The organism is Xylophilus sp. GW821-FHT01B05 (genome assembly GCA_038961845.1).
In the GTDB taxonomy this organism is placed as follows: domain Bacteria; phylum Pseudomonadota; class Gammaproteobacteria; order Burkholderiales; family Burkholderiaceae_C; genus Xylophilus.
In genome coordinates, this window is record CP152408.1 from 4,639,022 (window position 1) to 4,665,722 (window position 26,701).

General features: G+C 66.6%; 29 protein-coding genes. 11 read left to right on the plus strand and 18 right to left on the minus strand.

The annotated features are described in order from the left end of the window. The first annotated feature begins 20 nt into the window (after nt 1-20). Nucleotides 21-923 carry a 4-hydroxy-tetrahydrodipicolinate synthase gene (dapA, locus tag AAFF27_21655; GenBank protein ID XAH22583.1) on the plus strand — a complete coding sequence of 301 codons (903 nt, stop codon included), beginning with the start codon at nt 21-23 and terminating at the stop codon, nt 921-923. Between the two features lie 8 nt (nt 924-931). Beyond that, nucleotides 932-2,092: an alpha-hydroxy acid oxidase gene (locus tag AAFF27_21660; protein ID XAH22584.1), complete on the plus strand. Its 1,161-nt coding sequence runs from the start codon at nt 932-934 to the stop codon at nt 2,090-2,092. On the opposite strand, the gene AAFF27_21665 is transcribed toward AAFF27_21660, so the two are convergent. The 8 genes from AAFF27_21665 to hisI form a co-directional block, all read right to left on the minus strand. Then, on the minus strand, nt 2,080-2,931 hold the full coding sequence (locus tag AAFF27_21665) for an IclR family transcriptional regulator C-terminal domain-containing protein (protein ID XAH22585.1): 852 nt from the start codon (nt 2,929-2,931) through the stop codon (nt 2,080-2,082). The two genes, AAFF27_21660 and AAFF27_21665, sit on opposite strands and share 13 nt — an antisense overlap. Nucleotides 2,932-3,133: 202 nt before the next feature. Next, nucleotides 3,134-3,937 (minus strand): twin-arginine translocase subunit TatC, encoded by an 804-nt coding sequence (gene tatC / locus AAFF27_21670; GenBank protein XAH22586.1) that lies wholly within the window; start codon nt 3,935-3,937, stop codon nt 3,134-3,136. 44 nt (nt 3,938-3,981) lie between these two features. Next, nucleotides 3,982-4,446, minus strand: coding sequence for a Sec-independent protein translocase protein TatB (gene tatB / locus AAFF27_21675; protein XAH22587.1), 465 nt, complete (start codon nt 4,444-4,446; stop codon nt 3,982-3,984). 22 nt (nt 4,447-4,468) lie between these two features. Next, entirely contained in the window at nt 4,469-4,705 is a 237-nt protein-coding gene (tatA, locus tag AAFF27_21680; GenBank protein XAH22588.1) for a Sec-independent protein translocase subunit TatA, read from the minus strand. Nucleotides 4,706-4,776: 71 nt separating this feature from the next. Then, nucleotides 4,777-5,148, minus strand: a complete 372-nt coding sequence (locus AAFF27_21685; protein XAH22589.1) for a histidine triad nucleotide-binding protein — start codon at nt 5,146-5,148, stop codon at nt 4,777-4,779. Then, nucleotides 5,138-5,533, minus strand: coding sequence for a hypothetical protein (locus AAFF27_21690; GenBank protein XAH22590.1), 396 nt, complete (start codon nt 5,531-5,533; stop codon nt 5,138-5,140). The genes AAFF27_21685 and AAFF27_21690 overlap by 11 nt, the downstream gene beginning before the upstream one ends. 23 nt (nt 5,534-5,556) lie before the next feature. After that, nucleotides 5,557-5,952 (minus strand): phosphoribosyl-ATP diphosphatase, encoded by a 396-nt coding sequence (locus tag AAFF27_21695; protein ID XAH22591.1) that lies wholly within the window; start codon nt 5,950-5,952, stop codon nt 5,557-5,559. Between the two features lie 4 nt (nt 5,953-5,956). Further along, on the minus strand, nt 5,957-6,355 hold the full coding sequence (gene hisI / locus AAFF27_21700) for a phosphoribosyl-AMP cyclohydrolase (GenBank protein ID XAH26289.1): 399 nt from the start codon (nt 6,353-6,355) through the stop codon (nt 5,957-5,959). A gap of 129 nt (nt 6,356-6,484) precedes the next feature. Here hisI and AAFF27_21705 point away from each other — a divergent pair, with 129 nt between their 5' ends. The 8 genes from AAFF27_21705 to AAFF27_21740 all read left to right on the plus strand — a co-directional run bounded on the left by AAFF27_21705 (nt 6,485) and on the right by AAFF27_21740 (nt 15,855). Further along, nucleotides 6,485-7,423, plus strand: coding sequence for a MurR/RpiR family transcriptional regulator (locus AAFF27_21705; GenBank protein ID XAH22592.1), 939 nt, complete (start codon nt 6,485-6,487; stop codon nt 7,421-7,423). Further along, nucleotides 7,420-8,394 carry an isoaspartyl peptidase/L-asparaginase gene (locus tag AAFF27_21710; GenBank protein ID XAH22593.1) on the plus strand — a complete coding sequence of 325 codons (975 nt, stop codon included), beginning with the start codon at nt 7,420-7,422 and terminating at the stop codon, nt 8,392-8,394. Before AAFF27_21705 ends, AAFF27_21710 begins: the two co-directional genes overlap by 4 nt. 41 nt (nt 8,395-8,435) lie before the next feature. Further along, nucleotides 8,436-10,331, plus strand: a complete 1,896-nt coding sequence (locus AAFF27_21715; protein ID XAH22594.1) for a dipeptide ABC transporter ATP-binding protein — start codon at nt 8,436-8,438, stop codon at nt 10,329-10,331. A gap of 47 nt (nt 10,332-10,378) precedes the next feature. After that, nucleotides 10,379-11,932 carry a glutathione ABC transporter substrate-binding protein GsiB gene (gene gsiB, locus AAFF27_21720; GenBank protein ID XAH22595.1) on the plus strand — a complete coding sequence of 518 codons (1,554 nt, stop codon included), beginning with the start codon at nt 10,379-10,381 and terminating at the stop codon, nt 11,930-11,932. 160 nt (nt 11,933-12,092) lie between these two features. Next, nucleotides 12,093-13,013 (plus strand): glutathione ABC transporter permease GsiC, encoded by a 921-nt coding sequence (gsiC, locus tag AAFF27_21725; protein XAH22596.1) that lies wholly within the window; start codon nt 12,093-12,095, stop codon nt 13,011-13,013. Nucleotides 13,014-13,024: 11 nt separating this feature from the next. Next, entirely contained in the window at nt 13,025-13,936 is a 912-nt protein-coding gene (gene gsiD, locus AAFF27_21730) for a glutathione ABC transporter permease GsiD (GenBank protein XAH22597.1), read from the plus strand. Between the two features lie 7 nt (nt 13,937-13,943). Then, a complete protein-coding gene (locus tag AAFF27_21735) occupies nt 13,944-15,023 on the plus strand; it encodes a P1 family peptidase (GenBank protein XAH22598.1) in 1,080 nt (359 codons plus the stop codon). A gap of 10 nt (nt 15,024-15,033) precedes the next feature. Then, nucleotides 15,034-15,855, plus strand: coding sequence for a M55 family metallopeptidase (locus AAFF27_21740; protein ID XAH22599.1), 822 nt, complete (start codon nt 15,034-15,036; stop codon nt 15,853-15,855). Nucleotides 15,856-15,968: 113 nt separating this feature from the next. On the opposite strand, the gene AAFF27_21745 is transcribed toward AAFF27_21740, so the two are convergent. From AAFF27_21745 to AAFF27_21790, 10 genes are all read right to left on the minus strand, one after another. Next, nucleotides 15,969-17,036 carry a porin gene (locus AAFF27_21745; protein XAH22600.1) on the minus strand — a complete coding sequence of 356 codons (1,068 nt, stop codon included), beginning with the start codon at nt 17,034-17,036 and terminating at the stop codon, nt 15,969-15,971. Between the two features lie 114 nt (nt 17,037-17,150). Beyond that, entirely contained in the window at nt 17,151-17,492 is a 342-nt protein-coding gene (locus tag AAFF27_21750) for an L-rhamnose mutarotase (protein XAH22601.1), read from the minus strand. 13 nt (nt 17,493-17,505) lie between these two features. Next, nucleotides 17,506-18,291 carry an SDR family oxidoreductase gene (locus AAFF27_21755; GenBank protein XAH22602.1) on the minus strand — a complete coding sequence of 262 codons (786 nt, stop codon included), beginning with the start codon at nt 18,289-18,291 and terminating at the stop codon, nt 17,506-17,508. Nucleotides 18,292-18,308: 17 nt separating this feature from the next. After that, nucleotides 18,309-19,589 (minus strand): L-fuconate dehydratase, encoded by a 1,281-nt coding sequence (locus AAFF27_21760; GenBank protein ID XAH22603.1) that lies wholly within the window; start codon nt 19,587-19,589, stop codon nt 18,309-18,311. A 31-nt stretch (nt 19,590-19,620) separates the two neighbouring features. After that, entirely contained in the window at nt 19,621-20,478 is an 858-nt protein-coding gene (locus tag AAFF27_21765) for an ureidoglycolate lyase (GenBank protein XAH22604.1), read from the minus strand. A 52-nt stretch (nt 20,479-20,530) separates the two neighbouring features. Continuing rightward, nucleotides 20,531-21,475 (minus strand): ABC transporter substrate-binding protein, encoded by a 945-nt coding sequence (locus AAFF27_21770; protein ID XAH22605.1) that lies wholly within the window; start codon nt 21,473-21,475, stop codon nt 20,531-20,533. A 55-nt stretch (nt 21,476-21,530) separates the two neighbouring features. After that, nucleotides 21,531-22,574 carry an ABC transporter permease gene (locus AAFF27_21775; GenBank protein ID XAH22606.1) on the minus strand — a complete coding sequence of 348 codons (1,044 nt, stop codon included), beginning with the start codon at nt 22,572-22,574 and terminating at the stop codon, nt 21,531-21,533. Nucleotides 22,575-22,579: 5 nt separating this feature from the next. Then, nucleotides 22,580-24,091, minus strand: coding sequence for a sugar ABC transporter ATP-binding protein (locus AAFF27_21780; protein XAH22607.1), 1,512 nt, complete (start codon nt 24,089-24,091; stop codon nt 22,580-22,582). A gap of 11 nt (nt 24,092-24,102) precedes the next feature. Then, nucleotides 24,103-24,963: an amidohydrolase family protein gene (locus AAFF27_21785; protein XAH22608.1), complete on the minus strand. Its 861-nt coding sequence runs from the start codon at nt 24,961-24,963 to the stop codon at nt 24,103-24,105. A 23-nt stretch (nt 24,964-24,986) separates the two neighbouring features. Further along, nucleotides 24,987-25,739, minus strand: a complete 753-nt coding sequence (locus tag AAFF27_21790) for an SDR family oxidoreductase (protein XAH22609.1) — start codon at nt 25,737-25,739, stop codon at nt 24,987-24,989. A 173-nt stretch (nt 25,740-25,912) separates the two neighbouring features. Between AAFF27_21790 and AAFF27_21795 the strand changes: the two genes are divergently transcribed. Continuing rightward, nucleotides 25,913-26,674, plus strand: coding sequence for an IclR family transcriptional regulator (locus tag AAFF27_21795; GenBank protein ID XAH22610.1), 762 nt, complete (start codon nt 25,913-25,915; stop codon nt 26,672-26,674). Nucleotides 26,675-26,701: the final 27 nt, after the last annotated feature.

Sequence of the window (26,701 nt, forward strand, 5' to 3'; positions counted from 1 at the left end):
CTCTCACTGAAAGGTCTCCCATGGACGCAACCCGCTTGCGCGGCGTATTGCCCGCAATCCCCACGCCCGTCAACGACGACGACAGCATCAACGTGGCTGCCACCCAGACATTGATCGCCTACCTGCTGAAGCAGGGCATCGATGGCCTGGTGCCGCTGGGCGGTACCGGCGAGTACGGCGCCCTGTCGCGCACTGAGCGCGTGAAGATGGCCCGCACCTGCGTGGACGCCGTAGGCGGCAAAGTCCCGGTGATCCCCGGTGTGCTGGACCCCGGCTTTCACGATGCGCTGCAGGCCGGCCAGGCCTTCGCCGACGTGGGCGTGGATGCGCTAATGGTGCTCACGCCCTACTACACCACGCCCACCCAGGCCGGCGTGCGTGACTACTTCCTGCGCTACGCCGATGCTTCGCCGTTGCCGATCCTGATCTATGAGATCCCCTACCGCACGCGGGTGGCGATCGACCCAGAGATCCTGCACGAGCTGTCGCGCCACGAGCGCATCATCGGCATGAAGGCCTGCAATACCGACATGTACCACTTCCTGCGCGTCATGGCCGGCGTGGACGACTCCTTCGCGGTGCTCAGCGGCGAAGACTCGCTGTTCCCCCTGCACCTGGCGGCCGGCGCGCGCGGCGGCATCGTGGTGACGGCAAGCATGCTGCCGCGGGCATGGCAGGCGATCTATGAGCTGGCAGTCGCCGGCCACACTGCGCAGGCGCTTGCCGCCCATCGCAAGCTCATTCCACTGATGAACATGGCCTTCGCGGAGACCAATCCCGGCCCGCTCAAGTCGGTGATGGACCTGATCGGCGTCGATGCGCCCACGCTGCTCGATCCGTTGGTGCCGCCAGCCGCCGCGCTGCAGGCGCGCCTGCATGCCGAGATGGCGGCGCAGATGGCCGTGTCCGAAGGCCTGCGCTGAGCGCCCACGTGCTGCCCGCTGTTCGAGACTACCGCGCACTTGCGCGCCGCCGCCTGTCCCGCCTGGCCTTCGACTACCTCGAAGGCGGGGCCGAGGATGGGCGTGCGCTGGACCGCAACCTCAACGCCTATGCGCAGCTGACTTTCAGCCCGCGCATCCTGCGCGACGTGAGCACGGTCGACCCGTCAGTCACGCTGTTTGGCCGCAGGCAGAGCTTTCCCGCCATCGTCGGGCCGACCGGCCTCAATGGCCTGTACTGGCCGCGCGCCGAAGAAGCCCTGGCCTGCGCCGCGCACGCGGCCGGCCTGCCGTTTGCCATGTCCACGGCCTCGACCTCGCTGCTGGAGGACGTGCGCGCAGCCACCCCCGGCGACCTGTGGCTGCAGCTCTACGTGCAGCAGGACCGGCGCATCGCCGAGGCCATGATGCAGCGCGCCCAGGCGCTGGACTTCTCCACGCTGATGGTCACCGTCGACACCGTGGTCCACGGCAAGCGCGACCACGACGTGCGCAACGGCTTCAAGATGCCGCTGCGCCTGAGCCCCAGGCTGCTGCTCGACCTGGCCGCGCACCCGCGCTGGTGCGCGCGCATGCTGCGCCAAGGGGGCTCGCCGCAGTTGGTGAACCTGGCCCGCAGCGCCGGTGCGGCCGTCAACATCGGGCGCCAAGCGGCCACGCTGAGCCGGCAGATGGACATGGCGCTCACCTGGGACAGCATCGCCTGGCTGCGCGCGCACTGGCGCGGCCGCGTGCTGGTCAAGGGCGTGTTGTCGGTGGCGGACGCGGTGCTGGCGATGCAGCATGGCGTGGACGGCGTGGTCCTGTCCAACCACGGCGGGCGCCAGTTGGAGGGCGCGCCCAGTCCGCTCGACATCCTGCCCGCGGTGGTGGATGCCGTGGGCCCGTCGCTCGACGTGTTTGTGGACGGCGGCGTGCGCCGCGGCAGCGACATCGCCAAGGCACGCGCACTCGGCGCAAAGGCCGTGCTGCTGGGCCGCGCGCCGCTCTACGGCTTGGCGGCCACCGGCCCGCAGGGCGTGGCCGACGTGCTGCAGATCCTGCGCGAGGAATTCGAGATCACACTGCGCCTGCTGGGCGTGCCGCAAGCCGAAGCGTTGGATGCCACGGCCCTGTCCGACGACAGTCGGCCGCCTCTTCAGCCAAGGTAGTTGGCGAACTTGGACTTGGAGATCGAGGTGGCGGCCACATGCACATGCGGCACCAGCTCTTCCTCGGCCCGGGCAACCGTCCAGCGCGTGGTCGGCACCGAGATGTTGATCGCGGCCACGGCCATGCCGCGGTGGTCGGTGATCGGCGCCGCCACCGAGATGTCGCCCAGCACCGTCTCGTTCATCACGATGGCGTAGCCCTTCTCGGCCATCGATTGCACCCGGGCCAGCAGCTTCTCGGGGTTGACTTCGGTGAAAGGCGTGATCGGCACCAGCGGCGTTTTCTGCAGGATCTCCACGCGCTGCTCCAGAGAAAAGCGCGACAGGATGGCATTGCCCGATGCGGTGAAAAAAGCGGGCAGCCGTGCGCCCACATTGAAATCGACGTTGACCAGATGGCGCCCGTGAAAGCGCGCCACGAACACGATGTCCGAGCCGTCAAGCTCCTGCAGGTTGGTGGTCTCGCCCAGCGTCCGGCTCAGTTCCAGCAAGTAGGGCGAGGCCTTGTCGACCAGCTCGTTGGCATGCAGGTAGTTGTAGGAAAGCTGCAGCACCTTGGACGTCAGCCCGTAGTGGCGCGACTCCGGCATGCGTTGCAGGTAGCCAAGCTGCTCCAGCGTGTAGACCGCGCGCTGCGCTGCGCTGCGGTCCAGCTCAGCTGCCCGGGCGATGTCGGCCAGTGTCATGTGCCGCTGCGCGCCGTTGAAGGCCTGCAACACCTGAAACGCCTTTTCCGTCGAGCCGATGAAGAGAGAAGAGGCGCGCTGCGCTTCAGAGACTGACGCAGGCCGTTCGGCCTTGGGGGCGTGTGGCACTCGGGCGCCTGAGTTCGCTGACATGTGGGGGTCCGGCGCGGGACTTGAACGTAAGTTGAAGAGCCGGACAGACCGGCCAACAAGTTTAGCCGACCTGATTCGCCAGAAGTGGCGCGCGGCCATCTCCCTGATGGCCCCACGCAGATCACGGGTGCATTTTCAAGCCAAAAGCGCCTCTAGCCCATACCACGCCTGGGCTATTAGCTATATATTTAATAGCACTCACTCAAGGCTTGGCTGCGTCACTGGCCGCATCTGCCTCTGCGTCCTCGGGCGCCTTGGTGTGCTTGATGAAGATGCGGGCGCCCCAGATGCCGACCTCGTACAAGATGCACATGGGGATGGCCAGCGACAGCTGCGACACCACATCGGGCGGCGTGACCACCGCGGCCACGATGAAGGCCCCGACCACGAAGTAGCCGCGGAAGGCCTTGAGCTTCTCAATGCTCACAAAGCCCAGGCGCGCCAGCACGATGACCACGATCGGCACCTCAAAAGCAATGCCAAAGGCCAGGAACATGGTGAGCACGAAGCTCAGGTACTCCTCTATGTCTGGCGCCGGCGTGATGCTCTTGGGCGCAAAGGCCTGGATGAAGGCAAACACCTTGCCGAACACGAAGAAGTAGCAAAAGCCCACGCCAACGAAGAACAGCAGCGTGCTGGAGACCACCAGCGGCAGCACCAGCTTCTTCTCATGCAGGTAGAGGCCAGGCGCAATGAAGGCCCAGACCTGGTAGAGCACCACCGGCAGCGCCACCAGGAAGGCCGCCATGAAGAGAATCTTCAGCGGCACCATGAAAGGCGAGATGACCGAAGTGGCGATCAGCGTGGCGCCGCGCGGCAGGTGCGCCACCAGCGGCATGGCCAGCAGGTCGTACAGCTCGCCCGGGCCAGGAAAGAAGAACAGCACCGCTGCAGCAATGCCGACCGCGATGGCCGACTTGACCAACCGGTCGCGCAGCTCCATGAGGTGCTCGACAAAGGGCTGCTCGGTGCCGGCGAGTTCGTCGTCGCGGGAGGATTCGGACATGGGGAGTGGTTCTTGACCCGGGCGTGCCCGAAGCGTGGGGAAAATCAGTTGACTTTATGCGGCCGGTAGCGAGCGACGCGCGCCGCCCCCGACAGCGCCTTGGTGCGCACGCCGGTGCGCGCCTTGTACCACTGCGGAACGGCGCCCTGCTTGATGCGCCAGTTCTTCTTGGGACGCCGGTACTCGGGGTACAGCGGCTCAACGTCGGCCGACAGGCCCGACACGCTGCTGTCAGCGTCCGACGACCAGGACTTCTGGAAATCGCTGGCCTGCGTCTGGATGGACTGCCCGACGTCGCGGGCTGCGCCCTCGACCGTGTCCTTCATCTTGCGCAGCTCATCGAGCTCCATCGAGCGGTTGACCTCGGCCTTGACGTCGGCGACATAGCGCTGTGCCTTGCCGAGCAGCATGCCCACGGTACGGGCCACGCGGGGCAGCTTCTCGGGGCCGATGACGATCAGCGCGACAGCGCCGATCAGCGCCATCTTGGAAAGACCGATATCGATCACGGGTGCGGATGCGGCGACGCGCTCAGGAACGGGTCTTGGCTTCGACGTCGATCGTGGCCTTGTCGGCCGTCAACGGCGTAGCGCCGTCGGCAACCTGGCCTGACGCAGGCGCGTCGGCCGAGCCGTCTTTCATGCCGTCCTTGAAGCCCTTGACGGCGCCGCCCAGGTCGGAGCCCATGTTCTTCAGCTTCTTGGTGCCGAACACCATGACCACGATCAGCAGCACGATCAGCCAGTGCCAGATGGAAAAGGAACCCATGGATTTCTCCTAATGTGAGGATTGGATTTTAGTGGCGAGGAACAGGTTCCCCCGCCCTTGGCCGAACGGTATCAACCTTTGAGCCAGGGACGGGGGCCGCCCATGACGTGGATGTGGAGATGGTGCACTTCCTGGCCGCCCTCCGCGCCCGTGTTGACCACGATGCGAAAGCCCCCTTCCGGGTAGGGGTTGCAGCCCTGCTCAGCCGCCAGCCGAGGCGCCAACGCCATCAGCCGCCCCAGCATGGGAGCATCTTCCGGGCCCACCTGCTCCATCGAGGGGATGTGGCGCTTGGGCACCATCAGGAAATGCACCGGCGCCCAGGGCGCGATGTCGTGAAACACCAGGACTTCGTCGTCCTCATACACCTTGCGCGAGGGGATCTTGCCCTCGACGATCTTGCAGAAAATGCAGTTGGGGTCGGAATGCGTCTCAGAAGGCACCGGCAGGCTCCATAGGTCGGCGGCTGTTCATACGCACCATGCCATACACGATGCGGTAGAGGAACCAGAAGGAAATCAGCGCCCAGGCGATCCAGCCCGGGAAGATAAACAGCAGCCACAGCGGCAGCGTGACCAGGTAGAGCACACCAGCCCACAGCACCGAGCGGATGCGCCAGCGGAAGTGCGACTCCTGCCAGGTGCCAACCGCGTCGTCGCGCTTGACCAGGTCGATCACCAGCGCCACCAGCAGCAGCGCGATGGAGGCCTGCGCCGTGGGCACCACGGCGGCCACCGCCACGATCAGATGCAGGATGTAACTGACCCAGCCGACGGTCGTCAGCGAATCGTTGTTGGCGACGGCATAGGGGGGACGGTCAGGTTCCACGGGGCCTCCTTGCGGCAGCAGTGTCAGGAGCGCGGCGTTTCCGCCGCCTCGCGGGCCTGCACCTTGCGCAGGGCTTTTTCCTCGATGCCGCTGGTGCCCTCGCGGCGCTCCAGCTCGGCGACAACGTCGGCCGGGGAGCAGCCAAAGTGGGCCAGGGCCACCATGCTGTGGAACCAGAGGTCGGCCACCTCGTTGACCAGGGTTTGCCGCAGCTCGGGCGTCAGGCCGCCGTGCTCGGCGTCCTTGGCGGCCATCACGACCTCGGTGGCTTCCTCGCCGATCTTCTTCAGGAAGGCGTCGGGGCCCTTGTGCAACAGGCGCGCCACATAGCTGGCCGTGGGATCGCCGCCGTTGGCCGCCTTGCGGCTTTCGATGACGGCGGCCAGGCGCGCCAGGGCGTCGGTGGAAGAGGTGCTCATGCGCTTACTTGTAGATGGATTCCGGGTCTTTCAAGACCGGATCGACCGCCGTCCAGGCGCCGTTCTTCAGCACGCTGAAGAAGCAGCTGTGGCGGCCGGTGTGGCAGGCAATGCCCGGCTCGTGGCCGAGCTGGGTGACTTTGAGCAAGACCACGTCGTTGTCGCAGTCCAGGCGGATCTCATGCACGGTCTGCACGTGGCCGGATTCCTCGCCCTTGAACCACAGGCGATTGCGCGAGCGGCTGAAGTACACCGCACGGCCCAGCTCAGCCGTCTTCTGCAGGGCTTCGCGGTTCATCCAGGCAAACATCAGCACGTCGTTCGTGCCTTGCTCCTGGGCGATCACCGGCACCAGGCCCTGGGCGTCCCATTTCACGTCTTCTAACCAATTCATGGCGTGGATTGTGCGCGATGTGAAAGAGCGGCCCGCACGGCACGTGCTACGCGTTTACCCATGGAATGATAGAAAAATATCTTTTCACCATGATTTTATGAGAAAATTTTCTCAAATCATCATTCCCACGACTACGCCGTGCCCCTCCCTCCCCCTCCTGCAGGCGAAGAAACCCTGTCGATTGCCCAGCGCATCATCCGGGCCCGGCCCACGCTGACGCGCTCGCACCAGAAGATCGCCGACTACGTGCTGGCGCATCCGCTGCAGGTGGCCACGGTGCCGGTGGATGAGCTGGCGGCGACGGTCGAGGTGTCCATTGCCACGGCCAACCGCTTCGCCCGTGCGGTGGGGCTGGAGGGCTATGCCCAGTTGCGCGCCGAGCTGGTGCGCGGCTTCGGCGCCATGCTGGCGCCGGTCGAGAAGCTGCGCAGCCGCCTGGCGGCCCCCTCTACCGTGGCCGAGGTGTTTGCCGCCACGCTGGACGAGTCGCGCCGCAACATTGAGGCCACGCGCAATGCGCTGGACATTGCCTCCTGCGAGCGTGCGGTCGAGGCGGTGCTGGGTGCGCGCCGCATCTATATCGCCGGGTTTGGCGCCAGCGGCTGGCTGGGCGGCCTGCTGCAGCGCGGCATAGACCCCTATTGCGACAACGTGCAGTTGCTGGCCGGGATTGCCGGCTCGTCCTACGGCGGGCGGCTGCTGCCGCGCATGACGCCGCAAGACCTGATGGTGGCCATCTCTTTCCCGCGCTACATCACCGATACCGTCTACCTGGCGCGCGAAGCCAGCCGCCGCGGGGTGCCGGTGCTGGCCGTGACCGACGGCCCAGCGTCGCCGCTGGCGCCGCTGGCCGGCATTTGCCTGTATGCGTTTACCGACAACCAGTACGCGGCCAATTCAGAGTCCAGCGCGCTGGCGCTGATCGAGGCGCTGTCCAGCGCCGTGGCGCACCGCGCCGCCAAATCCCTGCAATCGGCCGCGCGCCTGACCGAGGCGGTGCTGCCCTGGCTGCACGACGACGCTGCCCCCACAGCCGGGGCGCTGCGTGGCGGCCTTAGCCCGCGCAAGACACCATGAGTACCACCGCCCTCCCCGTCATCGCCATCCACGGCGGTGCCGGCACCCTGACCCGCGCCGCCATGGATGCCACGCAAGAGGCGGCCTACCACGCAGCCCTGCGGCAGATCCTGCAGGCCGCCCAGCAATTGCTGGCGGCCGGCGGCAGCGCACTGGATGCGGTCACGCTGGCGGTCGAGCTGCTGGAGGACTGCCCCTTCTTCAACGCCGGCCACGGCGCAGTCTTTACCCGCGCGCAAACCCATGAGCTGGATGCCGCCGTGATGGAAGGCCGCGGCCTGCGCGCCGGTGCCGTAGCCGCCGTGGCCCGCATTCGCCACCCGGTGCATGCCGCGCGGGCGGTGCTGGAGCACGGCGAGCACGTGCTGCTGGCCGGCGCCGGTGCCGAGGCCTTTGCCGCCGAGCGCGGGCTGGCGCTGGTCGATCCGTCTTATTTCTCGACCGCTGCGCGCCTGGCCCAACTGGAGCGCGCACTGGCCACGCAGTCGGGCGCGGTGCTGGACCATGACGGCGCCGCGCTTGCCGCCCCGGCCCGCGCGCCGCTGGATGAAGACCGCAAATTCGGCACCGTGGGCGCCGTCGCGCTGGATGCGCGCGGGCACCTGGCAGCGGCCACCTCCACCGGCGGCATGACCGCCAAGCGCGTGGGCCGCATCGGCGACTCGCCACTGATCGGCGCCGGCACCTATGCCGACGACCGCAGCGCCGCCGTGTCCTGCACCGGCAGCGGCGAGATGTTCATCCGCGTCGCGGCCGCCTACGACGTCTGCGCGCGCATGGCCTATGGCGACGCCTCGCTGCAGGCGGCCACGCATGCCGTGGTGCATGAAGCCCTGCCGGCCATTGGCGGGCGCGGCGGCCTGATCGCGGTAGACCGCCACGGCAACCTCGCCCTGCCCTTCAATACCGAAGGCATGTACCGCGGCTTTGCCCGTGCGGGGGAAGCCCCGCAGACCGCCATCTTCGGCTGATGGCCGCCCTCCTTTTCCCTGAACGCTTCGATCGAGCCGCCATGCCAGCCTCTCCCTCCTTCCCGCTGAACCTGCCGGATGGCCGTGTCCTCTCGGTCAATGACCTGACGGTGCGCTTCAGCAGTTCCGAGCGCACCGTGGACGCGGTCAAGCGCCTGTCCTTCCATGTAGACCGCGGCGAGACGCTGGCCGTGGTGGGTGAATCGGGCTCTGGCAAATCGGTGACTTCGCTGGCGCTGATGCGGCTGGTGGAACATGGCGGCGGGCGCATCGTGGGCGGCAGCATGGCCTTGCGGCGCCGCAACGGCGAGGTGCTGGACCTGGTGCCGGCGCGCAACGCGACCATGCGCAGCATCCGCGGCGCCGACATCGCCATGATCTTCCAGGAGCCGATGACCTCGCTCAACCCGGTGTTCACCGCGGGCGACCAGATCGCCGAGGCGATCCGCGTGCACCAGGGCAAGTCGTCCTCTGCGGCGCGCGCCGAGGCGCTGCGCATGCTGGAGCTGGTGCGCATCCCCGAGGCGCGCAACGTGCTCGACCGCTTCCCGCACCAGCTCTCGGGCGGCATGCGCCAGCGCGTGATGATTGCCATGGCGCTGTCATGCAAGCCGCAACTACTGATTGCCGACGAGCCCACCACCGCGCTGGACGTGACGATCCAGGCGCAAATCCTGCAACTAATCCGCGAGCTGCAGACCGAGATGCAGATGGGCGTGGTCTTCATCACCCACGACATGGGCGTGGTGGCCGAAGTGGCCGACCGCGTGCTGGTGATGTACCGCGGCGACAAGGTGGAAGAAGGCAGTGCCGACACCGTCTTTGCCGCGCCGCAGCACCCCTATACCCGCGCCCTGCTGTCGGCCGTGCCGCGCCTGGGCGCCATGCAGGGCACCGACCTGCCGGCCAAGTTCGCGTTGCTGCGCACCGAGGCCGCTGGCGCCACCGGGGCCGTGCCGGCGCCCGAGGCACCGGTGCAGCAAGACACCGTGCGCGCCGGCAGCGCCCCGATCCTGCGCGTGCGCGACCTGGTCACGCGTTTTGACGTGCGCAGCGGCCTGCTGGGCCGGGTGCAGCGCCGCGTGCATGCGGTGGAGAAGATCAGCTTTGACCTGTACCCAGGCGAGACGCTGGCGCTGGTGGGCGAATCCGGCTGCGGCAAGTCGACCACCGGGCGCTCGCTGCTGCGCCTGGTCGAGAGCCAATCTGGCGCCATCGAATTCGGCGGCCGCAATATCCGCGAGCTGCCCACGCGCGAGCTGCAAAGCCTGCGCCGCGACATCCAGTTCATCTTCCAGGACCCGTTTGCCTCGCTCGATCCGCGCGTCACCGTGGGCTTCTCGATCATGGAGCCGCTGCTGATCCACCGCATCGCCAAGGGCGCCGAGGCGCAGCAGCGGGTGGACTGGCTGCTGGAGAAGGTCGGCCTGCCGCGCGACGTGGCGCAGCGCTACCCGCACGAGTTCTCGGGCGGGCAGCGCCAGCGCATCGCCATTGCGCGTGCACTGGCGCTCAACCCCAAGGTGGTGGTGGCGGATGAGTCGGTGTCGGCGCTGGACGTGTCGATCCAGGCGCAGATCGTCAACCTCATGCTGGATCTGCAGCGCGAGCTGGGCGTGGCCTTTCTTTTCATCTCGCACGACATGGCCGTGGTCGAGCGCGTGAGCCACCGCGTAGCGGTGATGTACCTGGGCCAGATCGTCGAGATCGGCCCGCGCCGCGCCGTGTTCGAGAACCCGCAGCACGCCTACACCCGCAAGCTGATGGCCGCCGTGCCGGTGGCCGACCCGTCGCGCCGGCACAAGCCGCGCGCGCTGCTGGAAGGCGAGATCCCAAGCCCGATCCGCGCGATTGGCGACGAGCCCCTGGTCGCGCCGCTGGTACAGGTCGGCCCCGACCATTTCGTGGCGCGCCATGCGGTCGCCGGCATGGTCTGACGTTTTCATCCCGTTCCTCCCCACCCCTCCCCACAGGAGTCTTCACCATGACGCAATCCCTCCCCCGCCTGCGATGGGCATCGGCCCTGCTGGGTCTTGCAGCGCTTGCTGCTTCGGTCAATGTGCTGGCCGCACAGGACGTGGTGCTGGCCATCGGCGGCCAGCCCGAGACGCTGGACCCCTACAACACCAACACCACGCTGACCACCGCGGTCACCAAGACCTTCTACGAAGGCCTGTTCCAGTTCGACAAGGACCTGAAGGCGCAGCCGGTGCTGGCCTCGGGCTACGAGGTGTCGAAGGATGGCCTGGTCTACACCATCAAGCTGCGTACGGGCGTGAAGTTCCATGACGGCACCGACTTCAACGCCGAGGCGGTCAAGTTCGTGCTGGAGCGAGTGCTGGACCAGAACAACAAGCTGCTGCGCTACAACCAGTTCAACCGCGTGAGCAAGGTCGAGGCCGTCAACCCCGGTACCGTGCGCATCACGCTGAAGGAGCCCTTTGGCCCCTTCATCAACTCGCTGGCCCATGCCTCGGCCGCAATGATCTCGCCGACCGCGCTGAAGAAGTGGGGCAACAAGGACATCGCCTTCCACCCGGTGGGTACCGGCCCGTTCGAGTTTGTCGAGTGGAAGCAGACCGAATCCATCAAGGGCAAGAAGTTCGACGGCTACTGGAAGAAGGGCTACCCCAAGGTCGATTCCGTGACCTGGAAGCCGGTGCTGGAGAACAACACCCGCGCCGCCATGCTGCAGACCGGCGAGGCCGATTTTGCCTACCCCGTGCCTTTTGAGCAGGCCGAGCTGCTGAAGAAGAACGCCAAGCTCGACGTGGTGGCAACGCCCTCGATCATCGTCAACTTCCTGGCATTCAACATGCTGCAGAAGCCGTATGACAACGCCAAGGTGCGCGAAGCCATTGGCTATGCCATCAACAAGGATGCGCTCGCCAAGGTCGCCTTTGGCGGCTATGCCTTCCCATCCGTGGGCGTGGTACCGCAGGGCATCCAGTTTGCCGAGAAGATGGAGCCCATCCCCTACGACGTGAAGAAGGCGAAACAGCTGCTCACGGAGGCTGGCTACCCCAACGGCTTCGAATCGACGCTTTGGAGCGCCTACAACACGACCTCTGCTCAAAAGACCATCCAGTTCGTGCAGCAACAGCTCGCCCAGATTGGCATCAAGCTACAGGTGCAGGCGCTGGAAGTGGGCCAACGTGCCGAATGGGTGGATTCCTGGCCCGACCCGGCCACCGCCAAGGTGCGCATGTACTACACCCGCTGGTCGTCTTCGACCGGTGAGGCCGACTGGGCGCTGCGCCCGCTGTTTGCCTCGGAAGCCTGGGCGCCCAAGCTCAACAACATGTCCTTCTACAAAAACGACGTGGTGGACAGCAGCATCGCCAAGGCCCTGGTGACGGTGGACGACAACGAGCGCGCCACGCTCTACAAGACCGCGCAGGAGCAAATCCGCAAGGACCTGCCGCGCATCCCGATGGTCACCGACCTGAACCTGTCGGCCCACGGCAAGCGCTTGTCGGGCGTGTATGTGATGCCTGACGGCAACATCAACGCCGACTCCATCTCGGTCTCCAATTAAGAAACGGACCAAGAGCCGTTCGGGCTGAGCCTGTCGAAGTCTCGCGCAGTGCTTCGACAAGCTCAGCATGAACGGGTTGGCATGCACGAACTGCTTTTTTTGAGCACAACTTGAGCCATCTCATCGGGTGACAGCCCCGCGCCGTCGCCCTTTGCACCCCATGCTGAATTACTTTCTCAAACGACTGATGGGCTTGATCCCGACGCTGCTCATCGTGGCGGTGCTGGTGTTCATGTTCGTCCACATGCTGCCCGGCGACCCGGCACGCCTTGCTGCGGGCCAGGAGGCCGACGAGCAGACCGTGGCCATGGTGCGCAGCGAGCTGGGCCTGGACCGGCCGCTGCACCAGCAGTTCTTCTCTTTCTTCGGGCACATGCTGCAGGGTGATTTCGGCACCTCGATCCGCAGCCGGCGCCCGGTGTCCACCGAGATCGGCGAGCGGCTCTTCCCGACCGTGATGCTGACCATCACCAGCATGGTCTGGGCGGTGGTGTTTGGCATGACGATTGGCATTGTCTCGGCCGTGTGGCGCAACCGCTGGCCCGACCGACTGGGCATGACGCTGGCGGTGTCGGGTATTTCGTTTCCCGCATTTGCGCTGGGCATGCTGCTGATGCAGATCTTCTCCGTACAGCTTGGCTGGCTGCCCACGGTGGGCGCCAGCACCTGGCAGCACTACATCCTGCCCTCGCTCACCTTGGGCGCGGCGGTGGCCTCGGTGATGGCGCGCTTCACCCGTGCGTCCTTCGTCGAGGTGATCCAGGAGGACTTCGTGCGCACCGCGCGGGCCAAGGGCCTGTCCGAGCGCGTCGTCATCGCCAAGCACTGCTTGCGCAACGCGCTGATCCCGGTGGTGACCATGATGGGCCTGCAGTTCGGCTTTCTGCTGGGCGGCTCGATCGTGGTCGAGGCGGTGTTCAACTGGCCGGGCTTGGGCCGGCTACTGGTGGACGCAGTACAGATGCGCGACTACCCGGTGATCCAGACGCTGGTGCTGCTGTTCTCGCTGGAATTCATCCTGATCAACCTGGTAGTGGATGTGCTGTATGGCTACATCAACCCCACCATCCGCTACAAGTGAACGAGGCCGCCGTGACTTCTCCGAACCCCGCCGCCTCTGTCACCACTGCGCCCGCAGCATCGGCTGCCGGCAAAGTCCGCACACCGTGGAGCGAATGCTGGCGCCGCTTCAAGAAGCAGCCTGTCGGCCTGGTGGCTGGCGCCTTTGTGCTGCTGTTGGTGCTGGTGGCCGTCTTCGCGCCCTGGATCGTGCCCTTCGACGCAGAGAACTTCTTCGACTACGACATGCTCAACAGCGGCCCGACCTGGACGCACTGGTTTGGCGTGGACCCGCTGGGCCGCGACATCTTCAGCCGCATCCTGATGGGCGCGCGCATCTCGCTGACGGCCGGCTTTCTGTCGGTGCTGATCGGCGGCTTCATCGGTACCGCGCTGGGCCTGCTGGCGGGCTACTACGAAGGCTGGTGGGACCGCATCGTGATGCGCATCTCCGACGTGCTGTTTGCCTTCCCCGGCATTTTGCTGGCGCTGGGCGTGGTCGCGATCCTGGGCAGCAGCATGACCAACGTGGTGGTCGCCGTGTCGGTGTTCAGCGTGCCGGCGTTTGCGCGCCTGGTGCGCGGCAACACGCTGGTGCTCAAGCAGCAGACCTACATCGAGGCCGAGCGCAGCATTGGCGCGTCGGACTGGACCATCATCGTGCGCCACATCCTGCCGGGCACCATCTCGTCCATCGTGGTGTATTTTTCGATGCGCGTGGGCACCTCCATCATCACGGCGGCCAGCCTGTCCTTCCTGGGCATGGGCGCGCAGCCGCCTACGCCGGAATGGGGCGCCATGCTCAATGAGGCGCGCGCCGACATGGTGACCTCGCCCCACGTGGCGCTGTTCCCCAGCCTGGCGATCTTCTTCACGGTGCTGGCCTTCAACCTGCTGGGCGATGCGCTGCGCGACGCGCTCGATCCCAAGATGGATCGTCTCTAAAACACCGATGCAAACCGCGCTCCGCTCCCCCGCGCTGCCGCACATCGGCAACCTGTCTGCCGGCGCCCGCAATGCCATCACCGATGTGGCGGGCGTGACTGTGGGCCACTGCACGCTGGACGATGGCGGTGTGCAAACCGGCGTCACCGTGCTGCGTCCGCATGCCGGCGACCTGTTTCGCGACCGGGTGCCGGCCGCGGCCGTAGTGCTCAACGGCTTTGGCAAGAGCGTTGGCCTGGTGCAGGTCGAGGAGCTGGGTGTGCTGGAGACGCCGATCGCGCTGACCAACACCTTCTCGGTCGGCACCGTGGCCACGGCGCAGGTGCGCCAGTGCATTGCCGACAACCCCGGCACCGGGCGCCAGTTGCCTACCGTCAATCCGCTGGTCTTTGAGTGCAACGACGGCTTTCTCAACGACATCCAGCGGCTGGCGGTGACCGAGGCCCACTACCTGCAGGCGCTGCAGGCCTGCGGCCCGGTGGTGCAAGAAGGCTCGGTGGGCGCCGGGCGCGGCATGTCGAGCTTCCAGCTCAAGGGCGGCATTGGCAGCGCCTCGCGCCGCGTGCCGGCACGCATCGGCGGCGCACACACCGTGGGCGCCCTGGTATTGGCCAACTACGGCCGCCTGCCGCAACTGGTGCTGGCCGGCGCGGCAGTGGGCGCGCAGTTGGCGACCCGGCTCGCGGGCGGCAGCGCGCCGGCAGCGCCTGAACCCGAGAAGGGCTCGATCATTTTGCTGATAGCCACCGACGCGCCGCTGGACGCGCGCCAACTGCGCCGCCTGGCCCTGCGCGCAGGCGCCGGCCTGGCGCGCACCGGATCGGTCTTTGGCCACGGCAGCGGTGACATCGCACTGGCCTTCTCCACCGCCTATACCGTGCCGCAAGGCATAGACCGCCCAATGCCGGCCGTGGCCATGCTGCACGACGCGCTGCTCGACGAACTGTTCCAGGCCGTGGCCGACAGCACCGAGCAGGCCATCGTCCATGCGCTCTGGCGCGCCCGCGCCGTCACCGGCCGCGACGGACACCATCGACCAGCGCTGTCTGAGTTGCTGGCACCCAGCGCCTTTCCATCCCTTGCCTGACATACCCCGCATGAAAGTCCTGATCTCCACCGACATTGAAGGTGTCGCCGGCGTCTACCACCCCGAGCAGGTGCGTGCCGGCAACCCCGAGTACGAACGCGCGCGCCGCCTGATGACCAACGAGGCCAATGCGGCCATCGCCGGCGCCTTCGACGCCGGCGCGGCCGAGGTCTGGGTCAACGATTCGCACGGCGGCTTCCGCAACCTGTTGCCCGATCTGCTGGACCCGCGCGCGCAGGCGGTGCAGGGCAAGCCGCGCTATCTCAGCATGGTGTCGGGCGTTGAGCACGGCATGGACGCGGTCTGCATGGTCGGCTACCACGCCCGGGCCCAGGCCCCCGGCATCCTGGCGCACACGATCAACAGCTTCGCCTTCGCAGGCATCTGGCTCGACGGGCAGGAGGTCGGCGAGGCGGGCCTGTACGGCGCGCTGGCGGCCAGCTACGGGGTGCCGGTGGTCATGGCCAGCGGCGACGATGCGTTCATCGCTGAAACGCGGCCGCAGTTCCCGCAGGCGCACTTCGTGCAGACCAAGCGCGCGACCGGGCAGAACAGCGGCATCTCGCTGTCGCCCACCGCCGCCTGTGCAGCGATCCGTGCCGGCGTGGTCAGCGGCCTGACGCAGCGGGTGGCGCTGGCACGGCTCACGGCCGGCGCGCCGGTCGCGGTACGGCTGCGGACCCAGACACCGGCACTGGCCGATCTTTTCTGCCAGTGGCCGACGCTGGAGCGCACCGGCGGGGTGGAATTGGCGTTCGATGCGCCAACGGTGGAGGCTGCGGTGCGCATGCTCAACTGCCTGTCGGCGATGTCGAGCATGCTGCGGGCCTAAGCTGCCACCGGGCGGCAGTCGCCACTTTTCAATTAATAGCCACAGCCGGCTCTACCACTCGGCTTTTAGCTATCAATATCATAGCAATTGCAGCTATCCAGAGCTGCCGCCAATCAGAAGCTATGCCCCATCCCCGCATAGATCGCCTTCTGCGACGCACCCGCCCCCGGGCCATTCACCGTCGCATCGGCCGCGAAGTTGCCGCTGCCCGAGTTGCTCACGCCGCCGAGCGACGCGTACAGGAAGGTGCGCTTCGACAGGTAGTAGTCGGCCCCCACCATCAGCAGCGTCGCCGAGCCGTCCACCCGGTCGGTCGTGACCCGGTAAGCAGCCCCGATCAGCTGCAGCGCGCCGTTGACGTCGTAGCGCACCCCCACCCAGCCGTGCTTGACTTTCGAGGCGCTGGTCACGGCTGCGTTGCCGGCAGTGATGTAGTCGTAGGCAGCGAACACCTTGGCCGGGCCGAAGCGGTAGGTGCCGCCGACGATGCTTTCCTTTGAGAAGGTGTAGGGGTCGGTGTAGACACCGTTCGCATCCCGCCGCTGCGAATAGATGCCGCGCAGCTCCAGGTTCTGGTTGATGTAGCTGAGGGATACGCCGGCGGTGCTGAGCGGCTTGGTGCTGCCGACCTGCTCGCCCAGGCCGATCTGGACGGTGGCGCCGAAACCGGCCAGGTCGGGCGTCGAGTACTCGATCACGTTGTTCGCCCCTTGCCAGCTGCGGCCCCGCACCAGGGTCGCGCTGCCAATGAACTGCTGGCCGGTGGGGTCGAGGTCCCAGACGTCGTTGCTGATCAAGAGGTTCTTGCCCAGGCGAAAGCTGCCCCAGGTGGGGCTGGAGAGGCCGACGTAGGAGCGGCGGTTGAAGAACGCGGTGCCGTTGGTGTTGCCGCTCTTCAGGCTAAAGCCGCTCTCCAGCAGGAAGTTGGCCTTCAAGCCACCGCCCAGGTCCTCCCACCCCTTGAAGCCCAGCATGCTGGTGCCCCACTGGTTGTCGGCTGCGCGGGTGAGCGATCCGGTCTGGCCTGTTACGGGGTCGCGGATCTTGTCGACGTACTCGGCACCGCCGACAACGCGGCCATAGATCGTGACGTTGGACTGCGCCCACGCCGACGGCGCAAGGGCGGCACTGCCGGCGACAGCAGTAGTGGCAAGGAAGAGAGTGTTCAGCACGCGTTTCATGGTCTCGGTCTCCTGTTGTTAGACATATGTTTTCCGGGCAAAGCTGCGCCTCCGTCGGCTGGAAAGCCGAACGCGGATCCGGTTCTGCGCAAGGGGGCTAGGGGTGCAGCGGGCTCAGGGCTGCAGGGCCAGATCGAAGATCGGAGGGGCGGCGGCCCACTTGGTGCCGGCGGGTGTCCAGGGCGTCGGCACCTGGAAGCGCCACATCGCCTGCTCCCAGGCGATCAGCCGCGAATCAGTGGCTGCGGCATGGGCCATGCGTTCGGCATCGAAGACCGCGTCGTCTGTGTCCATCACCATGCACAGGCGGGTGCCCAGGCGGTAGATCGCCATGCCGGTCACACCGTGCGAGCGGATATGCGCCGCCACCTCGGGCCAGATGGCCTGGTGTAGCTGTTCGTATTCGGCGATCAGCGCGGGATCGTCGTGCAGGTCGAGCATCAGGCAGTGGCGCATCGGGTGCTCCCGCTCAGGCGGTGGTGGGCAGGGCCCGGTCCAGATGCACATAGCCGCCATCGGGATGCAGCCACTGGCCGGTGGTGTGCGACGACCGGTCGGACAGCAGGAACACCACCAGGTCGGCGATCTCCGCATCGCTCGTCATGCGCTGCCCCAGCGGTATGCGGGCGGTGATGTCGGCCAGCGCGGCCACCGGATCGGGCCGGGTCTGCAGCCATGCCTGGTAGAGCGGCGTCATGACCTCGGCCGGCAGCACCGCGTTGACCCGCACGCCATACGGCGCCAGGGCCGCGGCCCACTCGCGGGTCAGGCCCAGTTGCGCCGCCTTGGCTGCCACGTAGCCGCTGGTGCCACCCTGGCCGGTGAGCGCGGTCTTCGACGAGATGTTGACGATGGCGCCGCGCCGGGCCTTGATCTGCTCCACGCACAGGTGGGCCATGACATAGCAATGGACCAGGTTGGCTTCAAGCGACTGCATGAAGGCGGCGCGGCCGGCCTCCAGCCCCACGCCGTCATTGGCGCCCGCGTTGTTGACCAGCGCGTCGATGCCGCCGAACCCGGCCACCGTGCGCGCCACCGCATCGGTGCAGGCCGCTTCGTCTGCCAGTTCGAGTTGGAAAAAGCCGAAGCGCGGGCACAGGTCCCGCAACTGGTCAGCGAAACCGGGCCGCAACGCACTGCGGCCGAAGATGACCGGCACCGCGCCTTCGCGGGCCAGTTGCAGGCTGATCGCGCCGCCGATGCCGGCGCCGCCGCCGGTGACGACGACGACCTTGTCGCGGAGATGGAGGTCCATGGCTTGTGCGCTCCTTGTCAGCCGCGGAACGTGTGCGCCGCCAGCGAGTCCGGCTTCATTTCAATCGAATAGCCCGGCCGCTGCGGCGGCATGTAGGCCGCATCGCGGATCACGCACGGGTCGATGAAGTGCTCATGCAGGTGGTCGACGAACTCGATCACCCGGCCCTCCTTGGTGCCGGCGATGCAGAGGTAGTCGATCATCGACAGGTGCTGCACGTATTCGCACAGACCCACGCCGCCGGCATGCGGGCAGACCTTCAGGCCGTACTTGGCGGCCATGAGCATCACCGCCAGCACTTCGTTGACGCCGCCCAGGCGGCAGGCGTCGATCTGCACCACGTCGATCGCGCCACGCATGATCAGTTGCTTGAACACGATCCGGTTCTGGCACATCTCGCCGGTGGCCACCTGCATCGAGCCCTTCACCGCTTCGCGGATGCGGCGGTGGCCCTCGATGTCGTCGGGGCTGGTCGGCTCCTCGATGAACCAGGGCTTGGCAAAGGCCAGTTGCTGCAGCCAGTCGATCGCCTGGTCGACCTCCCACACCTGATTGGCGTCGATCATCAGATGGAGATCGGGGCCCAGCACCTCGCGGGCGATCCGCACCCGGCGGATATCGTCCTGCAGGTCCCGGCCCACCTTGAGCTTGATGTGGGTAAAGCCCGCATCCACCGCCTCTTGCGCCAGGCGGCGCAGCTTGGCATCGTCGTAGCCGAGCCAGCCGGCCGAGGTGGTGTAGCAGGGATAGCCGTTGGCCAGCAGGTCGGCCATGCGCTCTGCCTTGCCCACGGCGCGCTCCTTCAGCAAGGCCAGCGCCTCCTCGGGCGTGATGCAGTCGGTGATGTAGCGGAAGTCGATCAGCCGCACCAGCGCCTCGGGCTCCATGTCGGCAACGAGCCGCCACACCGGCTTGCCCGCCGACTTGGCCCACAGGTCCCATGCCGCATTGACCACCGCACCGGTCGCCAGGTGGATCGCGCCCTTGTCGGGCCCGATCCAGCGCAACTGGCTGTCGGAGGTGACATGGCGCCAGAAGCGGCCCATGTCCTCCGCGATCCAGGCCAGGTCGAGGCCCACCACCAGATGCTCCATCGCACGGATCGCCGCGCAGCAAATCTCGTTGCCACGGCCAATGGTGAAGGTCAGGCCGTGCCCTTCCAGGCCCGGCTGGTCGGTTTCCAGCACGACATAGGCCGCCGAATAGTCCGGGTCGGGGTTCATCGCGTCGGAGCCGTCCAGGTGCGCCGAAGTGGGGAAGCGCACGTCCAGCACGCGCAGGGATCGAATGGTGGTCATAGGGGAGAGAACAGGTGGCTCGGAAAGGCGCTCAGGCCTGGACGGTGCGTTGCCGCTGCTCGCCCAGCCCGCCGATGCCCAGGCGCATCGTCTGCCCGGCCGTCAGGTACACCGGCGGCTTCTGGCCCAGGCCGACGCCGGGCGGTGTGCCGGTCGAGATCACGTCGCCCGGTTGCAGGCTCATGAACTGGCTCAGGTGGCTGACCAACTGGGCCACGGTGAACACCATCGTGCGGGTGTTGCCGTTCTGGAAGCGTTTGCCGTCCACCTCCAGCCAGAGGTCGAGGTTCTGCGGATCGGGCACCTCGTCGGCCGTCACCAGCCAGGGGCCGATCGGGCCGAAGGTGTCGCAGCCCTTGCCCTTGTCCCACTGGCCGCCGCCGCGCTCCAGCTGCACCTCGCGCTCGGACACGTCGTTGACGACGCAGTAGCCGGCCACGTGCTTCAGCGCATCGGCCTCGCTGATGTAGCGGCCGCCCTTGCCGATGACCACGCCCAGCTCGACCTCCCAATCGGTGCGGCTGCTGCCGCGCGGGATCTCGACATCGTCGTCGGGGCCGACGATGGCGCTGGTCCATTTCGAGAACACCACCGGTTCGCGCGGAATCGGCATGTTCGATTCGGCCGCATGGTCAGCGTAGTTGAGGCCGATGCAGATGAACTTGCCGACCCGGCCGACGCAGGGCCCGATGCGGAAATCCTGCTGCGGCACGCCGGGCACCAGCGGCAGCGCGTCGATATCCAGCGCCGCGATCTCGGCCAGGCCGGCGGGCGTGAGCACTTCACCTGCAATGTCGGGCACGGTGTCTGACAGATCGCGAACCCGGCCCTGCGGGTCGAGCAAGCCCGGTTTTTCCTGGCCCGTGGGGCCGTAGCGGAGCAATTTCACCTGATGTTCCTTTTCGTTTGAGATGCGTCGAATGCGTCGGATCAGCCGGCCATCAGTCGTAGAGGACGGCAGTGATCTTCGGATCGTCGATGTTGGATTTGTCGTACCAGTAGAAGCCGGTGTCGATCACCTTGGGCAACTTCTCGCCCTTGAGTGCCTTGATCGCGGCCTCGACCGTCTTGTAGCCGATGCCCACCGGGTTCTGCGTGATCGAGCCGGCGATCAGGCCGTCGCGGATCGCGTCCTTCTGCTGCTTGCCCGAGTCGTAGCCGACGATCACAAGCTTGCGTTTCATCTCCTTCACGCCGTTGGCCACGCCGACGGCCGAACCTTCGTTGGTGCCGAAGATGCCCTTCAGGTTGGGATGCGCCTGCAGGATCGACTTGGTGATCTCGGTCGACTTGAGCTGGTCGCCGCCGCCGTACTGGATGCTGACCACCTTGATGTTCGGGTAGGTGGACTTGATCCGCTCGACGAAGCCGTCGCGGCGGTCCACGCCGGTGCGGCTGGTCTGGTCATGGGCGACTACCGCCACCTCGCCGGCCTTGCCGATCAGCTCGGCCAGCTTGTCGGCCGCGAGCCCGGCGGCAGCCTTGTTGTCGGTGGTCGCGGTCGTCACCGGGATGTCGCTGTCCACGCCCGAGTCGAAAGCCACTACCGGAATCTTGGCGGCCTGCGCCTTCTTCAGCAGCGGGATCGCGGCCTGGCTGTCGAGCGCCGCGAAACCGATCGCCTGCGGACGCTTGGCGAGGGCCGACGACAGCATGTCGATCTGCTTGTCGATCATGGCCTCGGACTCGGGGCCTTCAAACGTGACCTTCGCGTTGAAGTCCTTGCCGGCCTGCTCGGCGCCCTGCTTCACCGCCTGCCAGAACTGGTGCTGGAAGCCCTTGGATATCAGCGGGACGTAGATCTCCTGCTGCGCGAAGGCCGGCGCGCCAAGGCCGAGCGCAGCGCTCAATCCGATGGCGATACCCAGCATGTGTTTCTTGATCATGGTTTGTGTCCTTGGTTGTTGTGGTGCGAAGAAACGCGGTGTGGTGCGGTGTGGCTCAGCGCTTGCGGCGGCGCAGGATGTCCGCATAGACGGCGAGGATGATGATCACGCCGGTCACCACCGTCTGCCACTCCTGCGCGACCGACATGATCCGCAGGCCGTTGGTCAGCACGCTCATGATGAAAGCGCCGACGATGGTGCCCAGGATCGTGCCGGCGCCGCCGGCAAGCGATGTGCCGCCGATGACGACCGCGGCGATCGCATCCAGCTCGTAGCCCTGGCCGAGGGCCGGCTGCGCAGAGTTGAGGCGCGAGGCGATCAGCAGCCCGGCGATGCCGCAGATGCCGCCGCTGACGGCATACACGACGATCTTCCAGAAATCGACGTTCACGCCTGAGAGCCGCACCGCCTCTTCGTTGCTGCCCAGTGCGAAGGCATAGCGGCCCAGCACCGTCTTGTTCAGCACGATGCTGGCGGCGATGGCCACCAGGAACAGGATCAGCACGCCATTGGGGATCGGCAGCGAAGGCACCAGGTACCCGATCAGCGAATCCTGCGCAATCGCGGTGAAGCCCGGCGTGTCGTTGAAGTAGATCGGCTTGGTGCCGGAGATGACCAGCGCCAGCCCCTTCAGCAACATCATCATCCCCAGCGTCGCGATGAAGGGCGGGATCTTCAGCTTGGCAATCAGCAGGCCCGACACGAGGCCGCTCAGCGCACCGAAGAAGATGGCCGCTGCGATGCCGATCGGCAGCGGCAGCCCGAGGTAGGTCAGGAACACGCCCGCCATGACCGCGCAGAAGGTCATCAGCGTGCCGACCGACAGGTCGATGCCCGAGGTGATGATGACGAAGGTGCAGGCGATGGCAAGCACGCCGTTGACCGAGGTGGCCTGCAGGATGCTCACCAGGTTGTCGGATTGCAGAAAGCTGTCGGATGCAAAACCGAAGAACACGATCAGCGCCAGCAGGCTGCCGAAGGCCAGCAGCTTCTGCCGTGTCGCGGGCCGGAGAAACCGGCCTTTCAGGCTGTGCGCCGCACCGCTTCCGGCTGGCGGCAGATCGGGTGCCGATGTGCGCAAAGAGCTTGTCTCATTCATGGTGGTCAGTTCCTGTGCATGGCGTCACGCTGTGTGGCCAATTGCATGATGGCTTCCTGGGATGCTTCGCCGGCGGCCAGCTCGCCGGTCAGCCGGCCCTCGCACATCACGGCGATGCGGTGGCTCAGGCGCAGAATTTCGGGCAGCTCCGACGAGATCACCACGATCGCCTTGCCTTGTGCGGCCAGCGACTGCAGCAGCTTGTAGATCTCGGCCTTGGCGCCCACGTCGATGCCGCGGGTGGGCTCGTCGAAGAAAAGGATGTCGCAGTCGCGCAGCAGCCATTTGGCGATCACGATCTTCTGCTGGTTGCCGCCCGAGAGCAGCCGCACCTGTTGCTCGACCGATGGCGTCTTGATGCTCAGTTGTTGCACGTAGCGCTGCGCGGTCGTGCGGATCGCGGCCTGGTCGACGAAGCCGCCCGCCGAGCGGAACTTGTCGAGCGAGGACATCGCGATGTTGGTTTCGACATCGAGCCCGGTCGCCAGGCCGAAGTGCTTGCGGTCTTCCGAAAGGTAGCCAATGCCGTGGGCGACGGCCTGCTTGGGCGACCGGATCGATACCTTCTGGCCATGCACCCGGATCTCGCCCGAATCGACGGGGTCGGCCCCGAAGACGGCACGCGCCACCTCGGTACGCCCCGCGCCCATCAGGCCCGCGAAGCCCAGGATTTCGCCTTTGCGCAGCGAGAAGCTCACATCCTTGATGGCGGTGCCGCGGTTGAGCCCGCGCACCTCCAGCACCACCGGATTGCGGGCGCTGTCATAGGTCTGCGCGTCGACCGCTTCCAGTTGGCGGCCAACCATCATCCCGATGATCGTGTCGACGCTGGTGGTGGCCATTGGCGCGGTGGCAACGTACTGGCCGTCGCGCATCACCGTCACCCGGTCGGCGATCTGCTTCAACTCGTCCATCTTGTGCGAGATGTAGACGATGCCGACGCCCTCGGCCTTCAGTTGCCGGATGATCCGGAACAGGTCGGCCACCTCTTCGTTGTTGAGCGCCGCCGTCGGCTCGTCCATGATCAGGATCTTCGATTGGAACGAGAGCGCCTTGGCGATCTCGACCATCTGCTGCTTGGCGACCGTCAGCTCGCTCACCAGCGTGCGCGGGTCCAGCCGCAGGTTCATCCGCTCGAAGATGCGCTGTGCCTGAGCATTGAGCGCGTCTTCATCCAGGAGCAGGCCCAGGTGGCGGCGCGGCTCGCGCCCGATGAAGATGTTCTGCGCCACGCTCAGGTGGTTCATCAGGTTGAGTTCCTGGTGCACGATGCCGACGCCCAGTTGCTGCGCGGCGCGCGGCCCGGCGATGGTCACCGGCGTGCCGTCGATCGCGATCTCGCCTTCGTCGCACGGGTAGATGCCTGCCAGCACCTTCATCAGCGTGGATTTGCCGGCGCCGTTCTCGCCCATCAGCGCATGCACCTCGCCGGCGAAGAGGTCGAACTGGGCCTTGTGCAAGGCACGCACCCCGGCAAACGCCTTGGAGAGCTTGCGAATCGAGACGATCGGGGACATGGCGCGCTCGCTCATGGCAGGCCGTAGAAACGCTGCGCGCTGCCGTGCCACACCAGGGCTTGCTCGTGCGCAGCGAGTTCGCCGATCAGCGCTTCACTGGTTGCCCGCCAGCCGTCGTAGCTGCCGGCGAGCGTCAGCACCGGCCAGTCGCTGCCCCACATCAAGCGCGCCGGGCCGAACCATTCAAGCAGCGCATCCCACACCGGGCGCAGGGCCGCAATCGTCGCCTTGCCGGAAGCAGGCAGCGCCTCGGTCAGCAGCCCCGACAGCTTGCACATCAGCTGCGGAAATGCGGCGAGCTCAGTCATCTGCTGGCGCCACTGCGTAGCCCAGTCCGCATCCCACCCCGACCGCAGTTCGGGCTTGGCGGCGTGGTCGATCACGACCGGCAACGCGGGCCAGGCTTGCATGAAGCGCAGCAGCGCCGGCAGGTGCGCGGGCTGGACCAGTGCATCAAGGCGCAGGCCCAGCCGTATCAGGGCGCGTACCGCATCGGGATGCGGCGCCTGCGCGATCCAGTCGGCATCGGGCAGGTCCTGCAGCATCGGGCGCACGCCCTTGAACTTCGGATGGCGCGCCCAGCCTTCGAGCGTCTGTGCCGCGTCGGCCCGGCTCAGGTCGACCCAACCGACGACGCCGCCGATGAAGTCATGGCGCTCTGCCAGTGCGAGCAAGAATTCGGTCTCGGCAACGGAGTCGGCCGCCTGGATCAGCACCGTCTGCTTGATGCCGTTTGCCGCGAGCAAAGGCGCGAGGTGTTCGGGCAAAAAGTCGCGGACCAGTGGCGCCAGCGCCGCAACGTCCGCGCGCAACCAGGCGTAGTCGCCCCGCGAAGGGCACCAGAAATGCTGGTGCGAGTCGATGCGCATCATGGTGTCGGAAGACTCTGGGGCGCTTAGATGGTGACGCCGCCATCGACCAGGATCGCCTGGCCGGTGACAAAACGCGACTCGTCGCTCAACAGGAAGACGACCTGCGGCGCGATGTCGTGCACCGTCGCCAGGCGCCCCATCGGCTGGCGGGCGATGAAGTCCTTCTCGGCCTGCACCGGGTCGGCGGCAGAGGCAATGCGCTGGCGCAGCGAGGGCGTATCCACCGTGCCGGGGCACAGCGCATTGCAGCGCAGCCCCACCCGGGCGTAGTCGGCCGCGACGGCCTTGGTCATGCCGATCACTGCCGCCTTGGTGGCACCGTAGGCGAAGCGCCGCGGGAAGCCTTTGATGGAAGACGCCATCGACGCCATGTTGACGATGGAGCCGCTGCCGCCGCCCTGCGCCATCTTCTCCAGCATGCCGGGCAGGAAAGCGCGGGTCAGCCGGTAGGCGCCCTTGACGTTCAGGTCAAAGCTGAAATCCCAGGCGGCCTCGTCGCAATCGAGCACCGTGCCGTCGTGCACGAAGCCGGCGCAGTTGAACAGGCCGTCGAGCGCAGGCAGCGCAGCCGCCAGGGCTGCGACGGCAGCACCGTCACGCACGTCCAGCAGCCGGGTCTCGATGCCGGGCGCTTCCTGGGCCAGCGCCTGCAGCAATCCGGCATCGATGTCGGTGGCGATCACCCGGGCGCCTTCCTGGGCGCAGGCCAACGCGCTGGCCTTGCCGATGCCCTGCGCTGCGGCCGTGATGAGGATGGTCTTGCTCTGCAGTCTCATGGTTTTTCTATTCAAATATGAACATACTATTCATTAGAGAATTAATTTATCGTTTTGGAGGATGCCCAGCCATACGGTCGTACCCTGATTTCCGTTTCTGCATTCCGACATATGCATTACGGTATGGTTCGCCGTATCGGCCGGGTTCATACCGTCCGCACACCACCCACGCCATGCCCGAACAGACCGACCGATACCGCGCACCCGCCCTCGACAAGGGGCTCGACATCCTGGAACTCCTGGCGGCGCAACCGCACGGCCTGACCCGCGCCGAGATCGTCAAGGCGATGGGCCGCAGCCCGAGCGAGATCTACCGGATGCTGGAGCGGCTGGTGGGCCGGGACTACGTGACCCGGTCGCCAGAGGGCGACCGCTATGCGCTGAGCCTGAAGCTCTTCGTGCTGGGCCACCAGCATCCGCCGATGGAGCGGCTGGTGACACGCGCCCTGCCCGCGATGGATGCGTTTGCCAAGGCAGCCGAGCAGTCGTGCCACCTGGGCATCTACGACCGGGGCAATGTCATCGTGGTGGCGCAGGTCAGCGCACCCGGCAACTGGGGGCTGTCGACCCGCGTCGGCGTGCGGGTCAGCCTGGTGGATACCGGCTCGGGCCATGTGCTGCTGGCCTTCCAGTCGGAACAACGCCGCGCCGCGATGCGGGCGGAGCACCATGCACTCGATGGCGAGGTGCCGCTGCCGGAAGCTGATCTGGAGGAGATATTGGTGCGCGTCCGCAGCCTGGGCTACTGGCAAGGCGACAGCCAGCAGGCGTTCGGCGTGACCGACATCTCGCTGCCGATCCTGGGGCCCCCGGGGCATGCGTTGGCGGTGCTGACCTGCCCGTTCATTCGCCGCATCGACCGCCATATCGGCCCCGATCTGGTCGAGACCCGTGCATTGCTGCAGCAGGCGGCGGCCGGGCTATCGCTCAGCTGAAGGCGCGCGCCGGGCGGGTCTTGCGCG

Coding starts and splice junctions, on each gene's coding strand:
- AAFF27_21790 (XAH22609.1), bottom strand. CDS start 25,739: ATGAGACTGCAGAGCAAGACCATCCTCATCACGGCCGCAGCGCAGGGC.
- AAFF27_21780 (XAH22607.1), bottom strand. CDS start 24,091: ATGTCCCCGATCGTCTCGATTCGCAAGCTCTCCAAGGCGTTTGCCGGG.
- gsiB (XAH22595.1), top strand. CDS start 10,379: ATGACGCAATCCCTCCCCCGCCTGCGATGGGCATCGGCCCTGCTGGGT.
- AAFF27_21695 (XAH22591.1), bottom strand. CDS start 5,952: ATGAGCACCTCTTCCACCGACGCCCTGGCGCGCCTGGCCGCCGTCATC.
- dapA (XAH22583.1), top strand. CDS start 21: ATGGACGCAACCCGCTTGCGCGGCGTATTGCCCGCAATCCCCACGCCC.
- tatA (XAH22588.1), bottom strand. CDS start 4,705: ATGGGTTCCTTTTCCATCTGGCACTGGCTGATCGTGCTGCTGATCGTG.
- AAFF27_21775 (XAH22606.1), bottom strand. CDS start 22,574: ATGAATGAGACAAGCTCTTTGCGCACATCGGCACCCGATCTGCCGCCA.
- AAFF27_21710 (XAH22593.1), top strand. CDS start 7,420: ATGAGTACCACCGCCCTCCCCGTCATCGCCATCCACGGCGGTGCCGGC.
- AAFF27_21770 (XAH22605.1), bottom strand. CDS start 21,475: ATGATCAAGAAACACATGCTGGGTATCGCCATCGGATTGAGCGCTGCG.
- AAFF27_21745 (XAH22600.1), bottom strand. CDS start 17,036: ATGAAACGCGTGCTGAACACTCTCTTCCTTGCCACTACTGCTGTCGCC.
- AAFF27_21795 (XAH22610.1), top strand. CDS start 25,913: ATGCCCGAACAGACCGACCGATACCGCGCACCCGCCCTCGACAAGGGG.
- AAFF27_21665 (XAH22585.1), bottom strand. CDS start 2,931: ATGTCAGCGAACTCAGGCGCCCGAGTGCCACACGCCCCCAAGGCCGAA.
- gsiC (XAH22596.1), top strand. CDS start 12,093: ATGCTGAATTACTTTCTCAAACGACTGATGGGCTTGATCCCGACGCTG.
- tatC (XAH22586.1), bottom strand. CDS start 3,937: ATGTCCGAATCCTCCCGCGACGACGAACTCGCCGGCACCGAGCAGCCC.
- AAFF27_21750 (XAH22601.1), bottom strand. CDS start 17,492: ATGCGCCACTGCCTGATGCTCGACCTGCACGACGATCCCGCGCTGATC.
- AAFF27_21785 (XAH22608.1), bottom strand. CDS start 24,963: ATGATGCGCATCGACTCGCACCAGCATTTCTGGTGCCCTTCGCGGGGC.
- AAFF27_21755 (XAH22602.1), bottom strand. CDS start 18,291: ATGGACCTCCATCTCCGCGACAAGGTCGTCGTCGTCACCGGCGGCGGC.
- AAFF27_21715 (XAH22594.1), top strand. CDS start 8,436: ATGCCAGCCTCTCCCTCCTTCCCGCTGAACCTGCCGGATGGCCGTGTC.
- AAFF27_21735 (XAH22598.1), top strand. CDS start 13,944: ATGCAAACCGCGCTCCGCTCCCCCGCGCTGCCGCACATCGGCAACCTG.
- AAFF27_21760 (XAH22603.1), bottom strand. CDS start 19,589: ATGACCACCATTCGATCCCTGCGCGTGCTGGACGTGCGCTTCCCCACT.
- AAFF27_21740 (XAH22599.1), top strand. CDS start 15,034: ATGAAAGTCCTGATCTCCACCGACATTGAAGGTGTCGCCGGCGTCTAC.